Genomic DNA, 21,803 nt, shown 5'->3' on the forward strand with positions numbered 1-21,803 from the left:
GTGTAACCCACCTTCCGCGTAAAGTCAACCTGTTCAGACATATTAAGCTGGCTCCCCAAAGGATATCCGGACTGCTAAAAGCAGAGTTCTATTTTTACCGTAAACATCCTGACAGGTACCATCTTTTCCGCAGAGCACCTTCTTTTTGGGGCACTTATCTTTCGATACTGTGCAGAAATATCATCAATGACCTTCGCCGGCGACAGTTAAATGTCCTTCTTAGACATCCGATAGAGACCACCTGCCTGATAAAAAGCAGTTTATTTGAACAGTTCACCGCATTGCTTCTTGCCCCCCGGTTTTTATCAGAATGGATTTCCAGGGGGACAGGAATTGTCAATAATCGTATTGACATAAAGAGAACTGCCTGTTTTTGGGGAATAAATAGCCTGAACATCGAAGACATGAGACTGCCCTCTTCACCTGTAAGGTCTTTATTTTTCAAACTCAGACGGAAACCAGTTTACGATTCAAGAATTGTTCTTTCACGGATTTCCCGGAAATCACCATCTGTTAAAACCGGAATATTTCTCAGGATAGATGACATTTTCCTGGATAACAAAGATCCTGTATACAGACTCTGTGATCTGATGTCAAATACCAATACGCCTTTTCTGGCTGCTGTAACCGGCAGCGATCTCTCAGATCGTAAAAATGCCTCACTTCTGCAATTGCTCAGGAAAAGCGGAGCTGCAATTGGTCTCCATGGTTTTTCCCATCAGGGCAGATTCGGCCCCTTTAAAAGTGAACTTCTTCAAATCAATTTCCCTGAATTCACATCCCGTCTCATGAAAATCAATGAATCTGGTGTTGAAACACCATGGATTCTTGTTCCACCATATAACGCTATCGGTCCTGAACAGATAGTACAATTATCAAAGCATTTCAAAGTAATCTGCGGTGGGCCTGAAACCGCGCGCTTTACGGAAAGAATTATCGGCCCGATCGCTATTTCCGGAACCTGGTATTTCCCCTCATTTCACCCTTTTTGTGGCAGCGCACGATCCATCCTGAAATCCGGAGTACTGACTAACCAATTACGGGGATTAGTATGCCTTACACTGCACATTCAGGAGGAGGCTAAAGATGATTTCAGGAACCTGGAAAAACTATTGAAACTGCTTCCTCACAAGCCAATTACATGGGAATTATTCAGAACCAGTCCGGAGGCTGAATTGTGAAAATCTGGTTTGTCACAGCGATAAGGAGATCCTCAACCGGGGGTGTCAACAGGTCGATAAACAATCTGGCTGAGGGATTAAAGAAATCTGGTCACAGTGTAAAGATGTTCCATGTTGAATCAGCCATGGAGGAAAACTACCTTATATTTGCGATTAAAGCAGCGCTCTCTCTTCTGCTTGCCTTCTCCAATCGTCCCGATCGGATTATCGCAAGGTCAACAGATGGTGTCTTTTGCGCATTTGTTTCAAGATTATTCAATTTTAAAACAAAGGTGATTTTATTTAATCATGGCTGGGAAGAGAAAGTATATGAACTCGAGCACAGACTTCCATTGTCAATAATCACCAGCAGAACAAGCTGGAAAGCACGCCTTTTTCGATTTCCTCTTCTGCGCCTCTCTCTGAGACTTTCATCTTTATGTGTCTGCGGAACCCTTGAGGAGGCACAATGGATTGCTCGTAAATACCCTTCATCCTCCGGAAAACTCAGAGTAGTTCCCAATGGCATTCTACTGCCGCCCTCTCCTTTCTGGCAGTCACAGGATTACCTCCCTCCCAGCTTTCTCATGGTCGGGGGATTTACCTGGAAGAAAAATCTCGAGTACGGAGTTCAGTTATTCGGAATAATTCTTCGCGACAATCCTGAGGCCAGACTTTTTCTGGTCGGAACGGGTCCGGTTCCTGAATCGAAGCAAAATCTGCTTTCAGCCCTGGGAGACTCCATTTACATCGTTGAAAGAGAATCGCCGGATAAAATGGCCAGGTGGTATCAGACCTGTCCTTTTCTCTTGTCTACCTCACGATATGAGGGAGGGCGTTCTTTCGCGATTCTTGAGGCACAAAGTGAAGGTATGATGGTATTTGCGACAGATATCCCTTCCAGCCGGGAAACGCTTTCCGGCTCCAGAAGTGGCATCCTGTTAAGTGGTGTTAATTTTGAAGAAGACGCACAGAAAATTATCTCTGTGTATAAAAATCCCGGGATTTTCAGAGAAATAAGCCTCAGAGCATTCAGAAATGCTTCCCGCCACCGGATCAAGCGCCAGACCAGAAGACTTATTAATATCCTGAACTCCTGATTATTATCTTTTGTTCAGGTTTTCAAGATACGCTTTTGTAAAGGTTGAATCATTCAGTTTCTCAGTCGATATATCCGAAATTTCCAATACGGTTTTATTTCCTTTTTCAAACTCATCGACAAAAAGCTGTTTTACAGGGATCATTGTTTTTCGCATTTTTCTGTATTTCAGGAAATAGGTTGTCTGCATAAGAGTTCCTGAAAGAGAATATGATTCCTCTTTAAGAATCAGTCCGTTATCTCTTCTGATCCAATAGACTTTTCTGGGATAATCGACATCGTTTACCTTTGCTCTGATCTCAAACCTGTAAACTTTTACCTCTCCCAGAGTATCCTCTGAAATCAATTCTTTTCCTGCAGAATCTTTTGCAGGCACATACATTTCAGTCCGTTTTCTTTCCTCTAGATCATCCCCCTTTAGATCGGTTCCTCCGATACTCTCATCGCGGTTAATCTTTTGAAAAGTGCCTGTGTTTTTCCTGTACATCCAGAAATTATCTCCAACACGGAGATATCCATTTCCTTTTTCAGCAGGAGGTTCAGTCATGACAATAAGAAAAGAATTGGATGCATCCCTGCGATAATAAAGCATCTCCATTTTTTTTGTTCCCTGACCGCTTTTCTGCTGGGTAATCTTCACTTTCGCTTTTACATCGATATCCATACTGTAGCTGTAATCCATTGCTTGTAGAAGGCTGTCTATCTTCGGCAAAGCATTAACAGTACAGAAAGCAGAAAGAATGATTAATAACCAACGGTTCATATTTTTCCTCAATCGAAGTGCCTCAATGCCTCGGCTGCTGAAAGGTTCGCGGCTTTCCTTGCAGGGAAAAAAGCAGTTACAACGGCTATGGCTATTATGAGACAAATAAAAAGGATAACACTGGACAGAACCGGTACGAAGTAAAGCCGCTCATTTACAAGCATCATACCGACCGGATTTCCCGCAGCATCAATTCTAAACATGGTAAGAACCTTCATGGCAATAAAGGCCAGGACTGTACCTGTAAGTGACGAAAAGAGAGTGAGGAAAAAAGTCTCCAGGATAAAAGAAATCATGACATCACTTTTCTGCATTCCAATGGCCCTTATTGTTCCAATCTCTCTTGTGCGTTCCCTTACAGTCATACGAAGAGTATTGATCACACCAATCAATATAATGAAAAAAAGTACCATGACAGCCACTATGGTAATAGAGTGCAGAGCATATTCAAGGCTTAGAACCGCACTTGCGCTCTCATACATTGTACGCACATCAACCGATGTGCCTCTGGCCTTTTTGCTGCTGATTTCCTTTTGCAGTCTGGCAAGTTCATCGGTAGTTTTAGCCCTTGGAAAAAGTGTCCACTCTTCTGATAGTACAGGGAATAAAGGATTGGAGGATGATATGCTGTGCCACCTGGAATCTTTTTCCTTCAAAGGCCATCCTGAATAATACACCTTGTAAAACTCATCATCATTAAGCAGAATAACATTACCGGGAAGAACTCCACCTGAGAATACAGCCGTAGCCTTGATCGAAGCAGAACCAGGAGATTTTTCCTGATGCTTTGATTTATAAGAAATTTGGCAGACAGTGCCTGGCACAATACCCAGAGCTGAGGCCAGAGAGTCACCAATAAAACACCCGTTTCTGTCTACTTTACTGTCTGCAGTGATATTCTTCCTTATCAGCGCAAGAGATACAGAATCGGTTTTATAACCCAGCATAGTGACAGGTACAGAATCATTTCTGTTTAAGAGATATCCATCTATTCTTGCCAGGTCCGGTTTCAAAGCTGCATGCAGTTTCTCAGCAAACTTTATCGCATTTTTCTTAGGATTTTTAATGGTTATGAAAAGCTGACCAACATCGTTCGATGCATACCCCATCAGTTTTTTCAGGTTATTCAATTCCAGAAAAACTGGTGCTGTCATAAACATGTTGGCCGGCAGGAATATACCAGCTACTGTCAATCTTGCAGACTGATCCTGACCATTAATATTGCGGTATCTTACCCTCAGCACATCCCCTTTTTTCACGTTCAGGAAGGCAGCTTTTTCCTTTGCAAGAAAGACCGGATTCTCCATTGAGTTATTTCCAAGATCCTCAAATCGCCCATCTATTATCTTGAAATTATCAGCATCCTGCTGCTGTGTTTTTTCATCTCCGGTCTCATCAAGATCCAATCCAATCATCACTATATTATCAGATTTTCCATTGCCAACCGCTCTGCAAAATACCCAGGTCCCCTCTTCCACTTTTATGATATCAGGGATTTCTCTTTTTATGATTTCCTTAATCCCAGGACCATCGTGAAATACCTGCTTATTTAGATTGCCGTTCTCAGAAAACGCGATTCCTATATGCCCGGAAACATAAACAACAATTCTGTTAAACAAGTTATCGGAAATTCCATGAGAAAATCCATACGCAATTATAAGAATTGCTGTCCCGAGTGCAATTGCTGTCCCAAGAAGAATATTCCTTCTCTTTTGACGCAAAAGATTTCTCAGGCTGATTTTAAAAATAAAATTCATGCTTCTACCTATTCTCTCGATATGGCATCAAGAGGCGTAATACTGCCGGCGACTTTCAATGGATAAAGTACCGCTATAAATGTGACAAACACAAGCTGAAGAACGGCCAGTCCGATATCAGGCATACTTAACAGAGGGCTGAATGTGTCTCCCCCAAACAGCAACTGGATTACATCATTACCGGATTTGATTTTAAGAGCAGATATGATGTTTACAATCACTATTCCGGCAAGTATCCCGCCTCCCCCGAAGACAAATGAGAGGATCCCGGTTTCCCCCAGAAACATCATTCTGATAAAGATTTTTCTTGCTCCCACTGCCCTCATCATACCAATCTCGGAGGTTCTCTCAAGCGCGGCCATACTGAGAGTGTTTACAATTATTATTATTGCCACAAAAAAGAGAAGCATCACGAAAACAAACAGTGCGCTTTTCACAATCACAGCCGTACTTCCTATTGTACCTACAGCTTTTTTCCAGGGAACAGCCTTAACACCCAGTTTTTCTTTTACAAGTGCAGCATCGATACTCTTCAGTGACTTTTCCTTATTCACACCATCTTTCAGACGGACCAGAACCAGATTGTAAACACCTTCATCGATGTCAGTTGTCTTTGATTTTTCCTGTGTCTGAACAAAACTGTCTTCTGTATTATTCTGAATAACATCAGGTTCACTCTGATCTTCAATCAGCGCATCATCAGAAAACAGCGCCTCCAGTTCATTACTTCCAAGTTCCAGAAGCTGCTTTTCCTCATCAGAAAGTTCTACCGAATTGTCAAGAGAAGTAAAATAGCCCTGACACTGACGAAAAGATTCAATATCCATCAGGACAAAATCACCCCAGATTTTATTGAGAGCACGATACTTTATAATCCCTTTTATACTGAGGCGAATATCTGAAGTGGAATTATCTGTACTGAAACCCATGAATGCTATATTGTCACTGTATTTTAATTCAGCAATATTCTCTTTTGCCTCTTCAATCAGGTTTTCATCTCTGAGTACCTCACCCTGAGGTATATACCAGATTCCCATCTGGTCAAAAAACGCCTTCCGGGAACCTGTTGGGATGACTGCTCCCTGTTCACCTGATTCAGGAAGCCGTCCCTCAATCGGTATTATATTGTCAGGGAAGACCTCCAGGTATCGCCCGAAATCAACACCTAACACAGAACAGTACCCGGGAGCCCCATCTTCCACATCGTTAAGGACCATTACCATGTTTTTACCGACAGGGACAAAAGAATGGATACAGTCCTGTTCACTGAGCACCCTTTTAACCTTTACAAAGTCATAAACCGGTTCGACAGCCTTGCCCATGAATTCGAAAAAAACATTGTCTGACTCCTGTTTATCAGAAATCAGGACAATATCTCCGGTAAAGCCCTCCACGATGTTTTTCTGCAAGCCTCTGTCCATACCGGAGATCACACCGTTTCCAATGGTCATCAGAAATGCCCCCAGAAAAAGTATCGCTCCTATCACCAGGCTTTTTCCACGATGACGCATGATATTGCGCCATGCAATCTTGATAATAAGTTTCATGAAGCTGCCTCTTCAGCGATCAGACCATCCTTGATCTTTACCACTTTCCTGGCATACTTCATCACATTGGGGTCATGCGTAGAAAAGATGAATGTAGTTTTTTCTATTTCATTCATCTTCTTCATCAATTCAAGGATGGATTCACCTGTAACTGAGTCAAGGTTGGCAGTAGGCTCATCAGCCAAAACAATATCAGGGCTGGTAACAAGAGCCCTTGCGATGGCAACTCTTTGCCGCTGGCCGCCGGAGAGCTCTGCAGGTCTGTGCTTTCTATACTCCTTCAGACCCACCTCCTCTATAAGTTTCTCAACTCTCCTCTGAACCTCACCTGATGTATGTTTCTTCATGAGAAGAAGAGGAAATTCGACATTCTCCTGAGCATTGAGTACCGGGATAAGATTGAATGTCTGAAAAATAAACCCGATCTTGTGGAGCCTGAGATCGGTAATCTCTCTGTCATTGAGGGTACTTATATCTTTCTGTCCAATAATCACACTTCCCTCGCTGGCCCGATCTATACATCCAATAATATTCAGCAGTGTTGTCTTTCCACTTCCTGAGGGCCCTATTATGCTAAGTAGATCTCCCTTTTTTATTTCCAGATCGATTCCTCTGAGAGCATGCACTGTTGTGTTCCCCAGAGGATAGTTCTTCTTCAGGCCCGATATCTTAATTATGGTCAAGGCAAACCTCCAATTTGCAATCGATTCCCTGCATCCTTACATCCGGGAACCAGCCAGCAATGTGCTTATTAAATATACACAGTCTAATTTATTCGGGCATAATTCCAAGCAATTCAATAAATTCCGCTTCATCGATGATTTTTACCCCGAGTTTCTTTGCTTTTTCAAGCTTGGACCCCGCTTCTGCTCCCGCAACTACATAATCGGTATTTTTACTCACACTGTTTGTGACCTTTCCACCTCTGGCCTCAATCTCTTCTTTCGCTTTATCTCTTGTATAGTGATCGAGTGTTCCGGTCAGCACAAAAACTTTCTCGCTGAATTTCCCTTCTTTGGGCGCACTGATACCTTTTGTATTCACATCGAGACTGGCCAATCTTTTGACAAGCGTAATGTTTTCCTCCCTGTCAAAGTACATTCTTATGCTCTGAGCCATTGCCGGGCCGATTGTCTCTATTTTCTGCAAATCCTCAACAGACATCTCAAATAAATCTGAAATATCTGATATATTGTACGCCAGGACCTTGGCAGCCTGTGCACCTACCATCCTTATCCCCAGTCCGTGAAGCAGTTTATCAAGACTGTTGTTTTTTGATTTCTGAATCGATTCTATCACATTGGAAGCCGATTTCTGCCCCATTCTCTCCAGTCCGGTCAGTTTATCAACCGTTAACTCATAAAGATCAGCCACATTCTCCACAAGTCCCCATTTAAGCAGGTGCTCGACAAGTGATGGACCCACATGACGGATATCCATCGCGGAGCGTGATACGAAATGCTCAAGAGATGCTTTTCTCTGAGCAGGGCACGAAGCGTTAAAACATCTCAGTGCCACTTCACCTTCCAGTTTACCAAGAAGAGAACCGCAGGAGGGACATCGTGAGGGAGGCTGAAATGGGTGTGATTCAGGACTACGCTTATCAATAATCACCGAAACCACTTTCGGAATAATTTCTCCACCCTTCTCTATCTGTACATAATCGCCCTCTCTAACCCCCAGTCTCTCTATTTCATCGTAGTTGTGAAGAGTGGCGTTTTTGATGGTTGTTCCAGCCAGGAAAACCGGAGTAAGACGGGCAATCGGTGTAACCACCCCTGTTCTTCCCACATTCGCTTCAATTTTCTCCACCTGGGTTATAGCAGATTCAGGCTTATATTTATAGGCTATAACCCACCTTGGCGATTTTGCAGTGGTGCCAAGAGTTTCCCGATGAGAAAAACTGTTTACTTTGATCACAACACCATCAACAGGAAAAGGCAACTGATGGCGATCATTTTCCCATTCTCTGCAAAACTCCAGAATCTCTTCTGTCGAGTTTAAAACAGGAGAGTGAATCACAGTGGGAAATCCCTGCTCAGAAAGAAACTGCAGATTTTCAAAATGGCTTGAACTGTGCTGCTGGTCGATCAGAGAATAAGCTGTAAAACTCAGATTCCTGCGGGCAACCTCGCTTGAGTCCTGAAGCTTCAGAGTACCGGCAGTAGTATTACGTGGATTCTGCATCGGTTTCAAGCCGTTTTCAACCATCGATTCATTGAGCTTGGAAAAAGCCTGAAAAGTCATGTAAACTTCGCCGCGTACCTCAAAACTCCCGCTGTAGTTTACCTTCAATGGGATACTCTTTATGGTCCTGATATTGGCGGTGACCTCATCACCAATGGTCCCGTCCCCTCTGGTCACTGCCCTGACAAAACTGCCGTCCTCATATATAAGAGATGATGCCACCCCGTCAACTTTTACTTCACCCACAAAGGAGAGGTGCTGGTTTAAAATCTCTTTTCTATTTCGCTCGATCCAATTCCTGAGTTGCTCTTCGGAGTATGTGTTTTCAATACTCATCATGGGAATACTGTGGCGAACCTTAGGAAATTCTTTTGTAAGATCACTTCCGACCCGCATCGTTGGAGAATCCGGAGAGAAAAATTCAGGATTTTCCTTCTCCAGTTTGACAAGCTCACCATAGAGAGCGTCATACTCCTGATCTGAAACGAGCGATTCCCCGCGGCCGTAATAAGCGGCATCATATTTACGGATCAGCTCCCTGAGTTCCTCAATTCTTTCCTTTATCGACCCCATAACGGTTCAACTCTTTCCATCAAGTTCTTCAAACACCATCGCTCCCGCACCCAGCACACCTGCATCCTCGCTTAACTGCGCAGGCACTATCTCACACCTTTTCCATATATCCGGCCAGCAGTTCCTGGGAACATATTTTGATACTGTGTCAATAATAACCTGCCCCGCCATCATTACCCCTCCACCAAGAATCACCCTGTCCGGAGAAAGCGTATTGATCATAATCCCAATCGCACGAGCCAGCATCTCACAGGCAATCTCGTTGACTGCAGAAGCGACTGGATCATTCTGCTTGACATAATCGTAAACCATCTTGGAAGTCACAGCGTCAGGATTTTTCTTTACCTCTGCAGAAAATGGTGTATCCTCGCTGCCTTTTCTTTCTGCGGCAAGTTTTTTTGCAAGGTTTACTATTCCGGTTGCTGAGGCATAACGTTCGACACATCCTTTCTGTCCGCAGTTACAGTGGATACCGTTTGTCTCCACAACAATGTGTCCGATTTCCCCCGCCATACCGTGCGTTCCCTTGTAAAGACGGTGATCTATAACAATACCACCACCGATACCGGTTCCAAGGGCAAAACAGATCGAATTCGGCACCCCTCTTCCAGCCCCGTATTTAGCCTCAGCCAGAGCAGCAACTGTAACATCATTGGCAGCTATCGACTTAAGGCCGAATCTCTGGAGGATGGGTTTATAGATCTGAGTACCCTTCCAGCCTGGAAGATTTTCAGCCCCGCCAAGAACAGTCCCATCTTCATCCACAAAACCCGGGGTTCCAATACCCACTCCGGAGATATGGTCCTTTGACCCCTCCTGTTCGATCAGCCTCTCTATGAGGGTAAGGATATTATTCAGCACATGCGCACCACCTTTATGTGCCTCGGTTGGGATACGGGTAACAAAACGACCCTCTCCCTTTTCATTCATCAGGATTCCTTTTAGATTGGTACCACCCAGATCGATTCCAATAGCCGTTTTTTCCATATTTTTCCTTTTTTTTTGTGGACATTTTACGTAACAGGAGGCGCCCTGGTAGAGGATAAGAAATTAGTTTTTGCGTCAGGATTAGAGCTATTTTCGTTTGGAAGACTCACCCCTGAAATGATCCAGTGATTTAACGTTTTAAGTCACTGTTTCATCTCTGAGATAAATTGGAGAAGAAACCGGGTGAAATGCTTGTAATTGTGTGTAAGGATCCCCTTAGAAGGTATGATGATCCTTAAGGAAAGGGGAATTTCTGAAAAGTTGCGGCTATCCGGCTCAAATCTGGCCTGTAAAGATCAATTCCGGTCTGATCAGAGTTGATGAGCTTAAACCTGACAAGGACTTGGGAAAAAAAGTAGTAAAAAGCCTTATTCTGGGTGTAATCGAAAAAAACCTGTTTGGCTTCCAGCTGTATCTCAAGTCACCGAAAAGAAAATGTGAAGCTGAACTGTCGTCCTCAAGATTAATATCATTACTGTACCGCACCTCAAATATCAGAGTACCAGGACCTAAAGGAGCTGTGAGTCCTGTACCGGTAACAAACCCTCGCTGATCATAAAAATCGGCAACACCGGCTGAAGTTACAAATGAGGAATCTACAGGGTTGAGACTGTTAGTATTTGAGAGACGGGCATACGCACTCATCAGGAAAACATTGATTGAGTCCGGAAAAGTGTATGATACTGTAATTCCGCCAGCAATTTCATGATCACTTTCATTTCTGATCGCATTGTAATTACGGTTAAAAATCATCACTAGCTGCGGAGTCAAATTGAATTTATCCATGGAGAAAGGCAAATCAAGCACATTCATGATAGAACTGTAATTGCCTGAATTGTTATCTGTGAGTTCACTATCTTCAATCAATACCTGTCTTCGCGGCTCAAGGACAGTAGAAAAAAGGTTAATATTCAGTGAAAAAGGACTTTGAAACAGCGATAATCCAGCTCTGATCCCCATAAGAGAATTATTTGAGGCAACTGCCCATGAAATAAGTGCTGCATCGAAGTAAGTACCTGTGGCTAAAGATCGCTCAATAAGATCCAGAGGCCCGTAACTCAACAAAGGAACCTTTCCTGCTGTAAGGGTAAATAGCCCCGGGGTCCATTGTACGAAAGCAAGGTGAAAATAGGGAACAGAGAATGGAGGATAGGATTTCTCTGTTACTGTGGCAGGATTATTACCCGGATAGGTAACCGTTTCTGTTGAAACCCAGTCATTACCCAATTGAAACTGAAGCATAAAATCTGGTGATGGAGAGAATATTGTTCCCCAGTAAAAGCCGATTCTGTTAGAGTAATCAATTGCAGAGCGAGAGTTATGATCATTATCCAAGGCTCTGGTGTAATCTATCCTGAGCCTGTACTGGGCAAGGCCATAGAAAGTGAACATAGAATCTCGAGACTGGGCAAGAATAGAAGAGAATAGAATTATGACAAAAAGTAGAATTTTTGGAAAGAGTATACAGCAGGGACACAGATTATGTGAATTGGTAAATACCGTTTTTTTACCCATTTATGAACCTCTTTCCTTTTTTCAGTGCATAAATGTGCGCTTTCACTTTGCTAAAAGGTCAGCCAGCCCCAAAAGGCTTGTATCCAGTTCTTTTTTCCGTGAGGCAACCAGTTTCAAAGGGGTTGTTGTGATTTCACTTTTTTGGATTCCTGTGAGAACCCCGAAAGAGTGTCTGCCTATGCAATCCACCGCTGCAGCACCGAGTCTGGTAGCCAGAATTCTATCAAAAACACCCGGTACTGCACCCCGCTGAACATATCCCAGAACCGTGGTTCTAAGCTCGTAGCCTGAAAGGTTACTTGCGCCTGAAAAATATCTGGTAAGCTCTTCTGCATTGTAAATCGCACCTTCAGAGGTAACGATAATTGCGTGGTGCTTGCCTTTTTGATATGCTTCGTGGATTGTAGCTTCAAGCTTCTGGATGTCGAAGTCTACCTCCGGAACTATTATCACTTCAGCACCTCCGGCAATCCCTGACATCAGCGCCAGGTATCCGCAATCCCTTCCCATCACCTCGACGGCAAATACTCTCTGATGAGATGAAGCCGTCACTTTGATCCTGTCAATTGCCTCCAGTGCGACATTGAGAGCAGTGTCCACTCCGATAGTGATATCGGAACCGAAGAGATCATTGTCGATTGTGGAAGCGACTCCAACCACAGGGAATCCCATTTGAGAAAGAGCAAAAGCTCCCCGCTGAGAACCACTTCCGCCAATAATAATGATTGCATCGATATCTCTTTCACTGAGTCTTCTGATCGCAGTACGTTGTCCCTCTTCAGTTTGGAAATCAGGACTTCTGGAGCTGCCCAGGATTGTACCACCAGCGCCAACTATCCCCCCTACATCACGGGGACTCAGTTCAACAAAGGAACCGCCAAGCAGGCCTTCATAGCCTCTCTGTACCCCGAAAACACCCCAGTCACGAGCACGGGCAGTTCTTACAACAGACCGGATAGCAGCATTCATCCCTGGAGCATCACCACCGCTTGTCAAGACAGCAATTTTCATTTTTACCTGTGTTTATTAGAGATATTCTTTTTACTTTTCATCAAAAAAATGACGACACCGATTCCATCCCCGATCCGGAAAACAGACAGTAAATACTTACATATAGTTTTCATTCGGTATTACCTGAGCAAATCTTTCCTGTGAAAATTCTCCAGCAACTCATCCTGAGCAGGGACTATATGTCTGTTTCTAAACAGACGCACAGGATGATCTCCCTCACTTTCCACCCTGTAGTCGTAACCGTTTCGTTCGATTACCTGTTCGATGATTTTTTGACTGGGAACAAAGTTTTGGTTTATAGATTTCAAAAAAGAGTGATAGCGGTCCATTTTTTTTGATTCCCACATCGGTATGAATTGTCCATTTTCCAGGTTTTTTCTTATCTGGTATACTTCTGAATGACGCAGATAGGGTTTATGCGGGAACAGAATCGCCAGTTCAGGAATCTCGGAAGGATATATTTCTGAGAGACCATTTTTTTCATAATGCCGTTCAATTAGTTTGTTTGTAAACTGAAGATGACCGATTTCGAACTGTAAATTAGAGTTCCAGATCTCTCTTATCCGTTCATCATTTTCTGAACACATGACTGAATGATACAGATAACATTCCGTGTATTGAATAAGCATCAGCATTTCTATTGCAGGAAAGGATGGGTCTATAAGAGAATTGGCGATTGTGAGATGCTGCTCTTCTACCTGGGCAATTTCCTGGAAAAGCGCTCTGCCCTCCTTATCGATGATTCTGTTTCCGATATTGGAAAGAAAATTGTTTGTCTGAAATTCAAGAGATGAGATTAACAGACAGTTAATCAGGGTTTTTATATGGGATTTTGAAAAGTCAATTGGTGCACAGACAGTGTCGATCGGGTGGCGATGAGAGATGACAGATGGTCTGCCGGGAAAGATTTCTAACAGATTCCTCACCAGCCAGTCAGCCGGAGTCTCATCACTGTATTGATAAAGGTTTGAAAAACGGTATAGATGATCAATATCTTCGATCATTATGAATTCCAGAGCCGATAATATCCGGTCATCCGGTTCATTCTGCGCAATGGCAGATGCCAGCCCTGCCTCCGTTGCCTCGTAACAGATCGCCATCTCCACAGGTGATTCCTGGAAAGGAATAAGCCAGTTAATCTGTTTCTGCTGCTGCTGTTCAGCCCGGCATAATAAAGAGATTTCCTTTCTGAGTTCCGGATTTTCGGTTTTACTAAGAAGCATGTGCAGGAAGAAAACCGCCTCGGTTTCCAGAGCGTTTAAAAGGATGATATGAGCCCGGGTGAAAGGGTGCACCTGTTCTTTATTATAAGGAAGAGTGTTGATCTGCTTCCAGGTGAGAAACTGCTCATTTAAAGGGATGCCTTTTTCCGCGAAAGGATTAAAAGTCACCTGATTCTCCTTTGGAAAATTGGCGTGGACCGGGATTGTTTGCTAAAAAAAAGCAACAGATATGCCAGCAGGAGAGCTGTCAGGGAGATTTTATCTTTGAGGGAAATTGTGACTTAACGGGTTAAGTCACAAAGTCACCTCTGAGGTAATTTAGGAGCTTAACGACTTAGGTCACAATTTCATCTCTGAGGTAATTTCGGAATTTAACGACTTAGGTCACAATTTCATCTCTGAGGTAATTTCGGAATTTAACGACTTAAGTCACAATTTCACCTCTGAGGTAATTTAGGAACTTAACAACTTAAGTCACATTTTCACCCCCGAGGTACACGCAAAAAATCAAAGACCCCTGGTAACTCTCAAAGTACTTATAATCTGTTCATACACAGGAAGGAATTTTTCGAAGAGATCCGGCTTGGTCCAGAAAGAGACCCTGATATCGTAAGTACCTATATTGAAGAAAAACTCAACAAAGCGAAAACCGGATTTGTCATAAACCCACTTTACCATAGGATTGTCACCGGCGAAAAAGTCGGTCAGACCCTGATCCTGGTCGATATCCTTCTGGTTAAGTCTTCTTATATACTCCGCATACTCCCGGGCTGGTTCGTTCAGATTAATAGCGATGCCTCTTGTACCATGAAAACCCTCGACTGTAGATCCTATAAAAAGAAGCTCTACACCGGATTTCTGAAGCTCCCCGGCAAAAGCCCTGCTGCTCCGATCCATCTTTTCCGGGTCAGTTTCAATCTGCCAGTTGCCGCTGAAAGTGAAGATAAACCTCAGAGGTTTGTTTTCGTAAATCCCATCCTCCGGATAGTAATCATCAGGATAGAACTGCACCATCGAAGGCGCGCATGAGAGGAGAAAAACAGAAGCGGCCAGCAGGAAATATCTCATCAGAGACTCACTTCTGTGGGCAGGAAATTTTTCCGCCGTTCATTTATTCGCTCCACAGAGGCACCAAGAGATGCAAGCCTCTGATCCATACGTTCATATCCCCTGTCAATTTGCTCTATGTTGTAAATAACACTTCTGCCCTCCGCCGCACAGGCCGCAATCAGCAGTGCCATACCCGCCCTGATATCCGGAGAACTGATAGTTGAGCCATAAAGCAGAGAGGGTCCTACTATAACTGCCCTGTGAGGATCGCAGAGCACTATCTGAGCACCCATACCTATCAGCTTATCAACAAAAAACAGCCTCGATTCAAACATCTTCTCATGTACCAGGCAAGTCCCCTCAGATTGTGTCGCAGTTACAAGCAGTATAGAAAGAAGGTCTGTGGGAAAACCCGGCCAGGGACTGTCCTCGATTCTGGGTATTGCCCCGCCAAGGTCTTTTTTTATCTTCAGAGGCTGTTTTTCAGGAACAAAAATAGTACCTTTTTGCGCATCAGCTACCACTTCAACTCCAATTCTTTCGAACTGAAACAGAATCATCCTCATTACAGAGAGATCCACACCTGTAATAGTGAGGGGTGATCTGGTAGCAGCCGCCAAACCAATGAAAGATCCAGCTTCTATATAGTCGCTTCCTACATCGTGAAGAACCGAGCCGAAATTCTGCGATCCGTGTACTTTAAGCACATTTGACCCTGTTCCCTCAATCTCTACACCCAGTTTTTCCAGAAATCTGCACAATCCCTGGACGTGAGGTTCTGAGGCAGCATTTGCTATGATGGTAGTCCCTTTTGCCCCTGCGGCTGCGATCAGGGCGTTTTCCGTAGCTGTTACAGAGGCCTCATCGAGGTATATATCGGCCCCCCTCAAGCCATCGGATGTCTCCAGGATGAAATTTGTCTGCTGAGTCTTTCGCTCAATGCGCAGATCTGCTCCCAGTGCCTTGAAAACCAGAAAATGGGTATCCATTCTACGCCTGCCGATCATATCCCCGCCCGGCTGGCTGATTACCGCTTTTCCGGTCCTTACAAGCAGTGATGAGGCAAACAGGATCGATGCTCTTATGGTGCTGGAGAGTTCGATGGGCAGTTCAGAGGACCTGATTTCCGGGGCCTCAATAGTCACAGTGCCATCACAGACAGGTGAAATTTTGGCACCAAGTTCAGAAGCGATTTCAAGCATGTTGCGCACATCACCAATATCCGGGACATTGTTAAGGGTAACAGGTTTGCAACTGAGAAGCGAGGCAGCAATCAGCGGCAATGCCTCGTTTTTATTTCCGGAAACCCTGATGCTTCCTTTCAGACTGGTTCTGCCCTCTACGATAAATCCACTCATTAGAGACTCCTGAGGAAAAACGGGAAAATATTAAAATATATCAGAGGAAAGAAAAATGAGAGATTATGCCGGCAGCAGTGTTTAGGAATACTGAATTTGCTGCTTTTCGATGAAAATTGCCCGATTTTAAAATCGGCTCTCATTTACGAAGAAAAGTAGTTATATTTATAAGAAATGAGTATGAGACTACGCTCTGTCTGCGTGCATACCAATTTCTTGACGAACACCGTTCTTCTGGGAATTCTTCTTTGAATAGTGCGTGCGCGCCGTCCTCATGCCGACGGATTACAAGTTATTCAAGGGAACAACCAATATTCCAATAAGAAGGATCAAGAATGAGGGCTCGTGGGCAGAGCTTTTATTTTCTACAGCTCTTTACCCCGGTTGAGGATTAATTTTTCGTATTGTTCAATTAAAGAGGCAGTAATCTTCTCTTTTTCACCCAGGCATTTAAAAGCCAGGGCAATAGCTTCTATGGTAGAAAGGCCCTCTCTTTTGGTCTGAGCACGCAAGGAGTGATGCTGCGGATTGAGAGAGATGCGGTTCAGTTTCAGAAACCAGGGATTACGCCACCAGAGGGTTTTGGCCTGTTTCCACGATCCATCAAGAGCAATAATTCCACGCAAAACCGAAGGATTATCCATCTCCCTTTTATTCCTTGCGAAGACCTGGCAGGGCTTGCTTGTTTCAGCACTGCCTTTCAGATAGAGAATCCCCCAGTTTGAAGGCTGTTCATCGGGGCCGGCCACATACTTGAAATTAGGCCAGGAGAGTCCAACAAGAAGTTTGCTGTTGGAAAGAGCCATGCTGGCGAGTTTTGCGGAATTGAGCTGTTTATACTGTTCCTGAGGGTGCTGCAGGATAATGACCCGGAGGTGATTTTCAAAAGACAGCACCTTTCCACAGAAACACTCCTCCCTGGAACGCAGGCATTGAGGACATGACTTGAATCTGTCGATTTTTAAATGGGCTCTGGGATCTTTTTTCTGCAACTGAGTTTTAATCGTGTGAAAGGTTGAATTCATTGTTTAGGTCTTTTGGCGGTAAGATACATGTGTTCCACAGGAAGACTTCCGGTCCGGATGATGGTGTGGGTAGTCATGGCAACAATTTCCCAGCCCTGTTCCCCGATTTTATTAAGATAATTGTACAGGGTGATATCGGTCCAGTTGGACAGGTTTTCGCCATTAACGAAGTGAACTTTCCATGACGCTTCTTTGGGTAGTACATGGCCGAAAATACCTTTTCCGTATTTTTCGGCGATGATAAACTGGTATTCCCATTTCTGCATGGTCAAATCTCCTTTTTCAGGAATATAAGAAATTCACAACTGTTCGGGTCATTATTCACTTCGACTTCGCTCAGTGAGCAACTTCGGTTTCGCTTTGCACATAAACTTCGTCAATACTCAGTGTGCAAGCCTGAACTGCTGAAGACAATTCATTTCACCAGAAAAGATTTTTCCCCGAAGACACATCGAAATGACATACCGGGGGTATTTTCTTTTTTAACAAGGATTTACAACACTATTAAAATACCGGACATCTCTCTCTTTAGCAGGGATTTACAATACCTCTTGATGCCCACACTTTACAGGCTGAATATACTATTATTGCAGTACCCCGTATTCCTTATGTAACCTGTCCTTCAGATATTTTTTAACATCCGGACTTTCACTTGTCTCGTACATAAAGAGAAGCAGGTTCTTTCCTTCCTGGGCTTTTCCGCTTTTTCGATAGTATGATGAGGCGAGGCCGGCAAGTTTATGGCTGTTCTCCCCGGGTACTCTGGATGCAAGAGCATAGTATTGAGCTGCCGTTTCCGGGTCATCGTAATACTTGTAATAAATCGTCCCCAGGTAGAATGCTATGTTCCACCTGGTGTCTCCAAGATAGAAAATTCCCCTCTCCAGAATTGCTCTGGACGCATCAGGATTTCTGCATAAATCTGGAATCATCAATCCCGCAAACTCGTATGCAGGGTAAAAATATGGGTTGAGCCGTGTGATTATATCAACCATCTGCACCAGCCAGGGGAAATTTCTGTCGGTTATATAGTGACTACCGAAATAGAGTACGGTTCTTATCCAGAGATAGTGAGAAACAGTTGACTGAAAACCCAGAAGCGCATTTTCAATCCTGTTCTGGCCCGGAAGATAGGTCATGCTCTCCTGATTCCAGGATGGCCCGGTGATAGAGGTCAGTTTCTTTTGCGTGAAGCATATCCCGGCGATCGATAAAACAGAAAGAGTTATCAATATACCCGAGCGGATCATAGGTCTTTCCGGGAAAAGAAAAGAATTGAGAGTGAGAGAAGGAGAATGGTGTACAGGAAACCATAAAAAAGTGCATTCATGATGTATCCCTCAGGGATGCTGATACCGTAAACAACCTGTGCCCTGATATTGAAATGCTCAAGATTGGGAAAAATATAGTAGATAAACTTCAGCAAAGCTCTCCACACCGGGCTGTTCTGCTGCTTCGCCCCAATTCCGATCATGGTATTAAGGTGGCCGGCTATATAGAAGCCGATGGAAAAGATTGCAGCCAGAGTCGGTGTGGTAAAAGAGGAGAAAAAAATCGAAGCTGATATCATTACCGCCATCTCTACAGCGATCAGCACCACCGCCCAGGTTAACGTGAATTTGACCGATGTTCCCAGCAGACTTATGGAAATGAAAAACACCGCTGCAATGAGAGCGAAATTCAGCATAAGAATAGAAAGCAGCCCGAAGAATTTTCCTAGAATGAACGATTCCCGATTTACCGGCTTTGTTAAAATGCCATAAACTGTTTTTGAAGAAACCTCTGTCCCAAGCATTGCCACACCAATAAATACCGCCAGAAGCAGACCAGTGATAGACATCGTAGCCAGCCCGAAATCAGCCATCACCTGTGCTCTGGAGAAAACGGAAAGATCACCAAATGACATGGAAAGAAAGAGTGCAACACCGGCAACAAGAAGGATATTGTAAAGAACCTTGTTACGAATAGTCTCTTTGAAAGTATTGGCTGCGATTATGAGAGTTGCTTTCATAGAATTCAGGTTTTCAGTTCAGATAGTTCTGAAGAAGCACTTATTTCTGCATTGTCTCTGCTGTCTTTGCTCCCGTCTGAGCTTCCGTAAAGCAGCTCCTCCAGTGACATCGAACACCGTGAAATCGAGTCCACTTTTATGCTTCTTGAAAAGAGAAAATTCTGGATCTGCCCCGGATCACTGTTTCCGGGCACAAAAAGCTGATAGCTGTTTTTTTCCAGATCCCTTATTTCACAATTGAGACTGCGAAGATGCAGAAAGTCATCAGGGCTGAGATCCGAAACATTGATTTCCGTTCCAAGAAAACCTCTGTCCAGAATCTCATTGATTTCACCGCAGAATGTCAATTTCCCCTTTGACAATACAACCACATCATCACAGACCGCCTCTATATCATCGAGTACATGAGAACTGAAAAAGATTGTTTTCCCTTTTAGTGCAAGATCAGAGAAAAGATTCCTGAAAAGCCGTCTTCCCGGAGGATCCATTCCGCTCATCGGTTCATCGAGAATAAGCGTATGGGGATCTCCCAGAAGAGCCTGAGCCATATTGAGGCGCTGCTGCATCCCCTTGGACAGTTCTTTTACTCTGGAACCGGCTTTTTCTGTCAGATTAACCAGGGCGAGTACACGATCGATTTCATTTTTTACAACCGGTTTGTCCAGATCCAGCAATTCTGCTGCAAAACGAAGGGTTTCACTTACTTTCAGATGGCTGTAAAAGTATGGCTGTTCGGAAAGAAAAGCTACACCCTTTCTGGCTTCCTTCAGACGGGAGTCTTTACCGTAAATTTTTACCGAACCGGCATACGGAAACACCAGACCCATAATCATTTTTATGGTGGTTGTTTTTCCTGCCCCGTTAGGGCCTACAAAGCCTGTTACCCGGTTCTTTTTAGCAATAAAGGAGAGGTTAGATACTGCGGGTATCCTCTTTGCCCAGAAATCTTTTTGATAGATCTTCGAGACATTGGATAGTTCAATGGCATTCATTACAAAAAAAATAATACAGTAGATGTTAAAATGGGAATTTTTGACCCTGATTATCTTCTTCCGTTCCAGTCCCCCGGATATTAAACCACAACATTCTGTTTTCCCCTTGGGGTCTGTATTGGAATCGGTAGGTGACCAGAATTATGTCCCCGCCGTTCAAGCCGTAAAGGATCTTGGCAAAAGAGTCATCAACATATGCTTTTCAACAAAGAACGGCAATCTTCTACCAGGTGGCTCAGACACCTAAACAAGATAACAGATTCTTTTGCTGCAATCAAATATGCAGATATGAAATCTTTAATGAATTTTGAAATTCCTTCCTCAGAAGAAAAAGAATTAACTGCATAATTATCCAGTTGCATTTGTTTCTGCAGTGGCCCTAATCGATTTCCTTCTTCCATCTATACAAAAATTACTCGAGAATCATGAGGCAACAGAATAGCCTCCTGTTTTTCTCATCTTATGGTAAATTCTTTCTACCTGAAGACAGAATGCCTCTATTCGTGCTTCCAGGGTCTGGGAGAGCGGACTACCGTCAATCTCAACAGAGAGAAATGGCAATGTTGAGACATTTTTCACTGAAAAATCACCTGTTAACCTACTTCTGGTTTCGTTATTTGCAACCGGCGCCATCACCGCTTCTGTAATCCTGGTGGGCATGCAGGAGAACGGTCCGATTGAAACCGCCCCGTGAATTGTGTGGAGAATATCCTTGAAGAAGTTACCCGCAACAAGGATCGATTCACCTGTAAACCTAACATCAAAAAAGTTTTCCCCGTAGGCAATCGCAGTATCAAGGTCCATCTTTTCGTAACTGTATAGCCCCGATCGGGCAAAAATCGACTTTATCCTTTTCTCGTATTTGTCCTGAACCATATTTCTGATACGAAACTCAAGGAATTTCTTCAAATCAAACCTAGCTTCATATATACCATTTTTTACATTGAAATCACAGTAGCTTATCCACTCAAGAATCGGAGCCCGCTTCACTACAATGTCAGCCGCAGAAAGTTTTTCTATCAGTTCTTTGCTTGAGAAATCATCTCTCCTGACAAATATCTCTCCCATCAGAGATACAGTCCGTGCCTGCGATAAAGGATAACGGAGAGGGATTTTTGAGAGGTTATCGGCAACACTACGCAGCACATTGTAAAGATCCTTATATTTTCGGGTTAAGAAGACCTGTATGATTCTTTCCCACTGCTCCTGAAAAGTTTTTTGTGCTGACGGAAGATCTATCGCCAACACTCTCAGGGCATTCCGGATATCATCCATGCAGTCGGAAATAACGATAGATTTCAGAAGGTTCATTGAATCAGAAAGCCTGAGACCGGCATAGCCGTTTTCATTTGAGAGAGAGAGCAGCGCTACATCAGGAATTTTCCTTCTGCTTATCATCCTGTTTAGAAATACCCTGTACTGGGTGAATCTGCAGTTACCCCAGCAGGTAGGCATGAAGAAAAGGATCTTTTCATCGGGGTTGCGGGATTGAAGATGATTGAGCAATCCTCCTGTAGTCAGAATAAGAGGCAGGCACTCTTTACA

Annotated in this window: 19 protein-coding genes; 2 read left to right on the forward strand and 17 right to left on the reverse strand. The window is 43.7% G+C overall.

The window, feature by feature from the left end; genetic code table 11:
• Positions 1 to 1,181: hypothetical protein (locus GX089_14170; protein NLP03636.1), on the forward strand; the 1,181-nt coding region annotated here is incomplete at its 5' end.
• Positions 1,178 to 2,260: a glycosyltransferase family 4 protein gene (locus tag GX089_14175; protein ID NLP03637.1), complete on the forward strand. Its 1,083-nt coding sequence runs from the start codon at positions 1,178 to 1,180 to the stop codon at positions 2,258 to 2,260. The genes GX089_14170 and GX089_14175, both read left to right, overlap by 4 nt.
• A 3-nt stretch (positions 2,261 to 2,263) precedes the next feature.
• Here the strand turns inward: GX089_14175 and GX089_14180 are convergent, their stop codons facing one another.
• The 17 genes from GX089_14180 to GX089_14260 all read right to left on the reverse strand — a co-directional run.
• Complete coding sequence (locus GX089_14180) at positions 2,264 to 3,022, reverse strand: outer membrane lipoprotein-sorting protein (protein NLP03638.1); 759 nt, start codon at positions 3,020 to 3,022, stop codon at positions 2,264 to 2,266.
• A gap of 8 nt (positions 3,023 to 3,030) precedes the next feature.
• Positions 3,031 to 4,779: an FtsX-like permease family protein gene (locus GX089_14185; GenBank protein ID NLP03639.1), complete on the reverse strand. Its 1,749-nt coding sequence runs from the start codon at positions 4,777 to 4,779 to the stop codon at positions 3,031 to 3,033.
• A gap of 8 nt (positions 4,780 to 4,787) precedes the next feature.
• Positions 4,788 to 6,326 (reverse strand): ABC transporter permease, encoded by a 1,539-nt coding sequence (locus GX089_14190; protein NLP03640.1) that lies wholly within the window; start codon positions 6,324 to 6,326, stop codon positions 4,788 to 4,790.
• The gene (locus tag GX089_14195; GenBank protein ID NLP03641.1) at positions 6,323 to 7,009 is read right to left on the reverse strand and encodes an ABC transporter ATP-binding protein; all 687 of its coding nucleotides are present in this window, start codon (positions 7,007 to 7,009) and stop codon (positions 6,323 to 6,325) included. Before GX089_14195 ends, GX089_14190 begins: the two co-directional genes overlap by 4 nt.
• 88 nt (positions 7,010 to 7,097) lie before the next feature.
• Positions 7,098 to 9,086, reverse strand: coding sequence for an NAD-dependent DNA ligase LigA (gene ligA, locus GX089_14200; GenBank protein ID NLP03642.1), 1,989 nt, complete (start codon positions 9,084 to 9,086; stop codon positions 7,098 to 7,100).
• Positions 9,087 to 9,092: 6 nt separating this feature from the next.
• Positions 9,093 to 10,073 (reverse strand): ROK family protein, encoded by a 981-nt coding sequence (locus GX089_14205; GenBank protein NLP03643.1) that lies wholly within the window; start codon positions 10,071 to 10,073, stop codon positions 9,093 to 9,095.
• A 276-nt stretch (positions 10,074 to 10,349) separates the two neighbouring features.
• Positions 10,350 to 11,465 (reverse strand): hypothetical protein, encoded by a 1,116-nt coding sequence (locus GX089_14210; protein ID NLP03644.1) that lies wholly within the window; start codon positions 11,463 to 11,465, stop codon positions 10,350 to 10,352.
• A gap of 165 nt (positions 11,466 to 11,630) precedes the next feature.
• Positions 11,631 to 12,599: a 6-phosphofructokinase gene (locus tag GX089_14215; GenBank protein NLP03645.1), complete on the reverse strand. Its 969-nt coding sequence runs from the start codon at positions 12,597 to 12,599 to the stop codon at positions 11,631 to 11,633.
• Positions 12,600 to 12,718: 119 nt separating this feature from the next.
• Positions 12,719 to 13,990, reverse strand: coding sequence for a hypothetical protein (locus tag GX089_14220; protein ID NLP03646.1), 1,272 nt, complete (start codon positions 13,988 to 13,990; stop codon positions 12,719 to 12,721).
• 339 nt (positions 13,991 to 14,329) lie between these two features.
• A complete protein-coding gene (locus GX089_14225) occupies positions 14,330 to 14,890 on the reverse strand; it encodes a hypothetical protein (protein NLP03647.1) in 561 nt (186 codons plus the stop codon).
• Entirely contained in the window at positions 14,890 to 16,230 is a 1,341-nt protein-coding gene (murA, locus tag GX089_14230) for a UDP-N-acetylglucosamine 1-carboxyvinyltransferase (protein NLP03648.1), read from the reverse strand. The genes GX089_14225 and murA overlap by 1 nt, the downstream gene beginning before the upstream one ends.
• Positions 16,231 to 16,595: 365 nt before the next feature.
• Positions 16,596 to 17,255, reverse strand: a complete 660-nt coding sequence (locus GX089_14235) for a DTW domain-containing protein (protein NLP03649.1) — start codon at positions 17,253 to 17,255, stop codon at positions 16,596 to 16,598.
• Complete coding sequence (locus GX089_14240) at positions 17,252 to 17,521, reverse strand: hypothetical protein (GenBank protein NLP03650.1); 270 nt, start codon at positions 17,519 to 17,521, stop codon at positions 17,252 to 17,254. The genes GX089_14235 and GX089_14240 overlap by 4 nt, the downstream gene beginning before the upstream one ends.
• 318 nt (positions 17,522 to 17,839) lie before the next feature.
• Positions 17,840 to 18,505 (reverse strand): hypothetical protein, encoded by a 666-nt coding sequence (locus tag GX089_14245; protein NLP03651.1) that lies wholly within the window; start codon positions 18,503 to 18,505, stop codon positions 17,840 to 17,842.
• The gene (locus GX089_14250; GenBank protein ID NLP03652.1) at positions 18,502 to 19,266 is read right to left on the reverse strand and encodes an ABC transporter permease subunit; all 765 of its coding nucleotides are present in this window, start codon (positions 19,264 to 19,266) and stop codon (positions 18,502 to 18,504) included. The genes GX089_14245 and GX089_14250 overlap by 4 nt, the downstream gene beginning before the upstream one ends.
• Positions 19,267 to 19,271: 5 nt before the next feature.
• Positions 19,272 to 20,258: an ABC transporter ATP-binding protein gene (locus tag GX089_14255; protein ID NLP03653.1), complete on the reverse strand. Its 987-nt coding sequence runs from the start codon at positions 20,256 to 20,258 to the stop codon at positions 19,272 to 19,274.
• 423 nt (positions 20,259 to 20,681) lie between these two features.
• The coding region (locus GX089_14260) for a CoA activase (protein ID NLP03654.1) at positions 20,682 to 21,803 on the reverse strand (1,122 nt) is incomplete at its 5' end.

The sequence above is a fragment of the Fibrobacter sp. genome (genome assembly GCA_012523595.1).
Taxonomy (GTDB): domain Bacteria; phylum Fibrobacterota; class Chitinivibrionia; order Chitinivibrionales; family Chitinispirillaceae; genus JAAYIG01.

Bases quoted from the DNA above. Each gene is read 5' to 3' on its own strand.
- GX089_14180 (NLP03638.1), bottom strand. From the start codon at position 3,022: ATGAACCGTTGGTTATTAATCATTCTTTCTGCTTTCTGTACTGTTAAT.
- GX089_14185 (NLP03639.1), bottom strand. From the start codon at position 4,779: ATGAATTTTATTTTTAAAATCAGCCTGAGAAATCTTTTGCGTCAAAAG.
- GX089_14190 (NLP03640.1), bottom strand. From the start codon at position 6,326: ATGAAACTTATTATCAAGATTGCATGGCGCAATATCATGCGTCATCGT.
- ligA (NLP03642.1), bottom strand. From the start codon at position 9,086: ATGGGGTCGATAAAGGAAAGAATTGAGGAACTCAGGGAGCTGATCCGT.
- GX089_14205 (NLP03643.1), bottom strand. From the start codon at position 10,073: ATGGAAAAAACGGCTATTGGAATCGATCTGGGTGGTACCAATCTAAAA.
- GX089_14210 (NLP03644.1), bottom strand. From the start codon at position 11,465: ATGTTCACTTTCTATGGCCTTGCCCAGTACAGGCTCAGGATAGATTAC.
- GX089_14215 (NLP03645.1), bottom strand. From the start codon at position 12,599: ATGAAAATTGCTGTCTTGACAAGCGGTGGTGATGCTCCAGGGATGAAT.
- GX089_14225 (NLP03647.1), bottom strand. From the start codon at position 14,890: ATGAGATATTTCCTGCTGGCCGCTTCTGTTTTTCTCCTCTCATGCGCG.
- murA (NLP03648.1), bottom strand. From the start codon at position 16,230: ATGAGTGGATTTATCGTAGAGGGCAGAACCAGTCTGAAAGGAAGCATC.
- GX089_14235 (NLP03649.1), bottom strand. From the start codon at position 17,255: ATGAATTCAACCTTTCACACGATTAAAACTCAGTTGCAGAAAAAAGAT.
- GX089_14240 (NLP03650.1), bottom strand. From the start codon at position 17,521: ATGCAGAAATGGGAATACCAGTTTATCATCGCCGAAAAATACGGAAAA.
- GX089_14245 (NLP03651.1), bottom strand. From the start codon at position 18,505: ATGATCCGCTCGGGTATATTGATAACTCTTTCTGTTTTATCGATCGCC.
- GX089_14250 (NLP03652.1), bottom strand. From the start codon at position 19,266: ATGAAAGCAACTCTCATAATCGCAGCCAATACTTTCAAAGAGACTATT.
- GX089_14255 (NLP03653.1), bottom strand. From the start codon at position 20,258: ATGAATGCCATTGAACTATCCAATGTCTCGAAGATCTATCAAAAAGAT.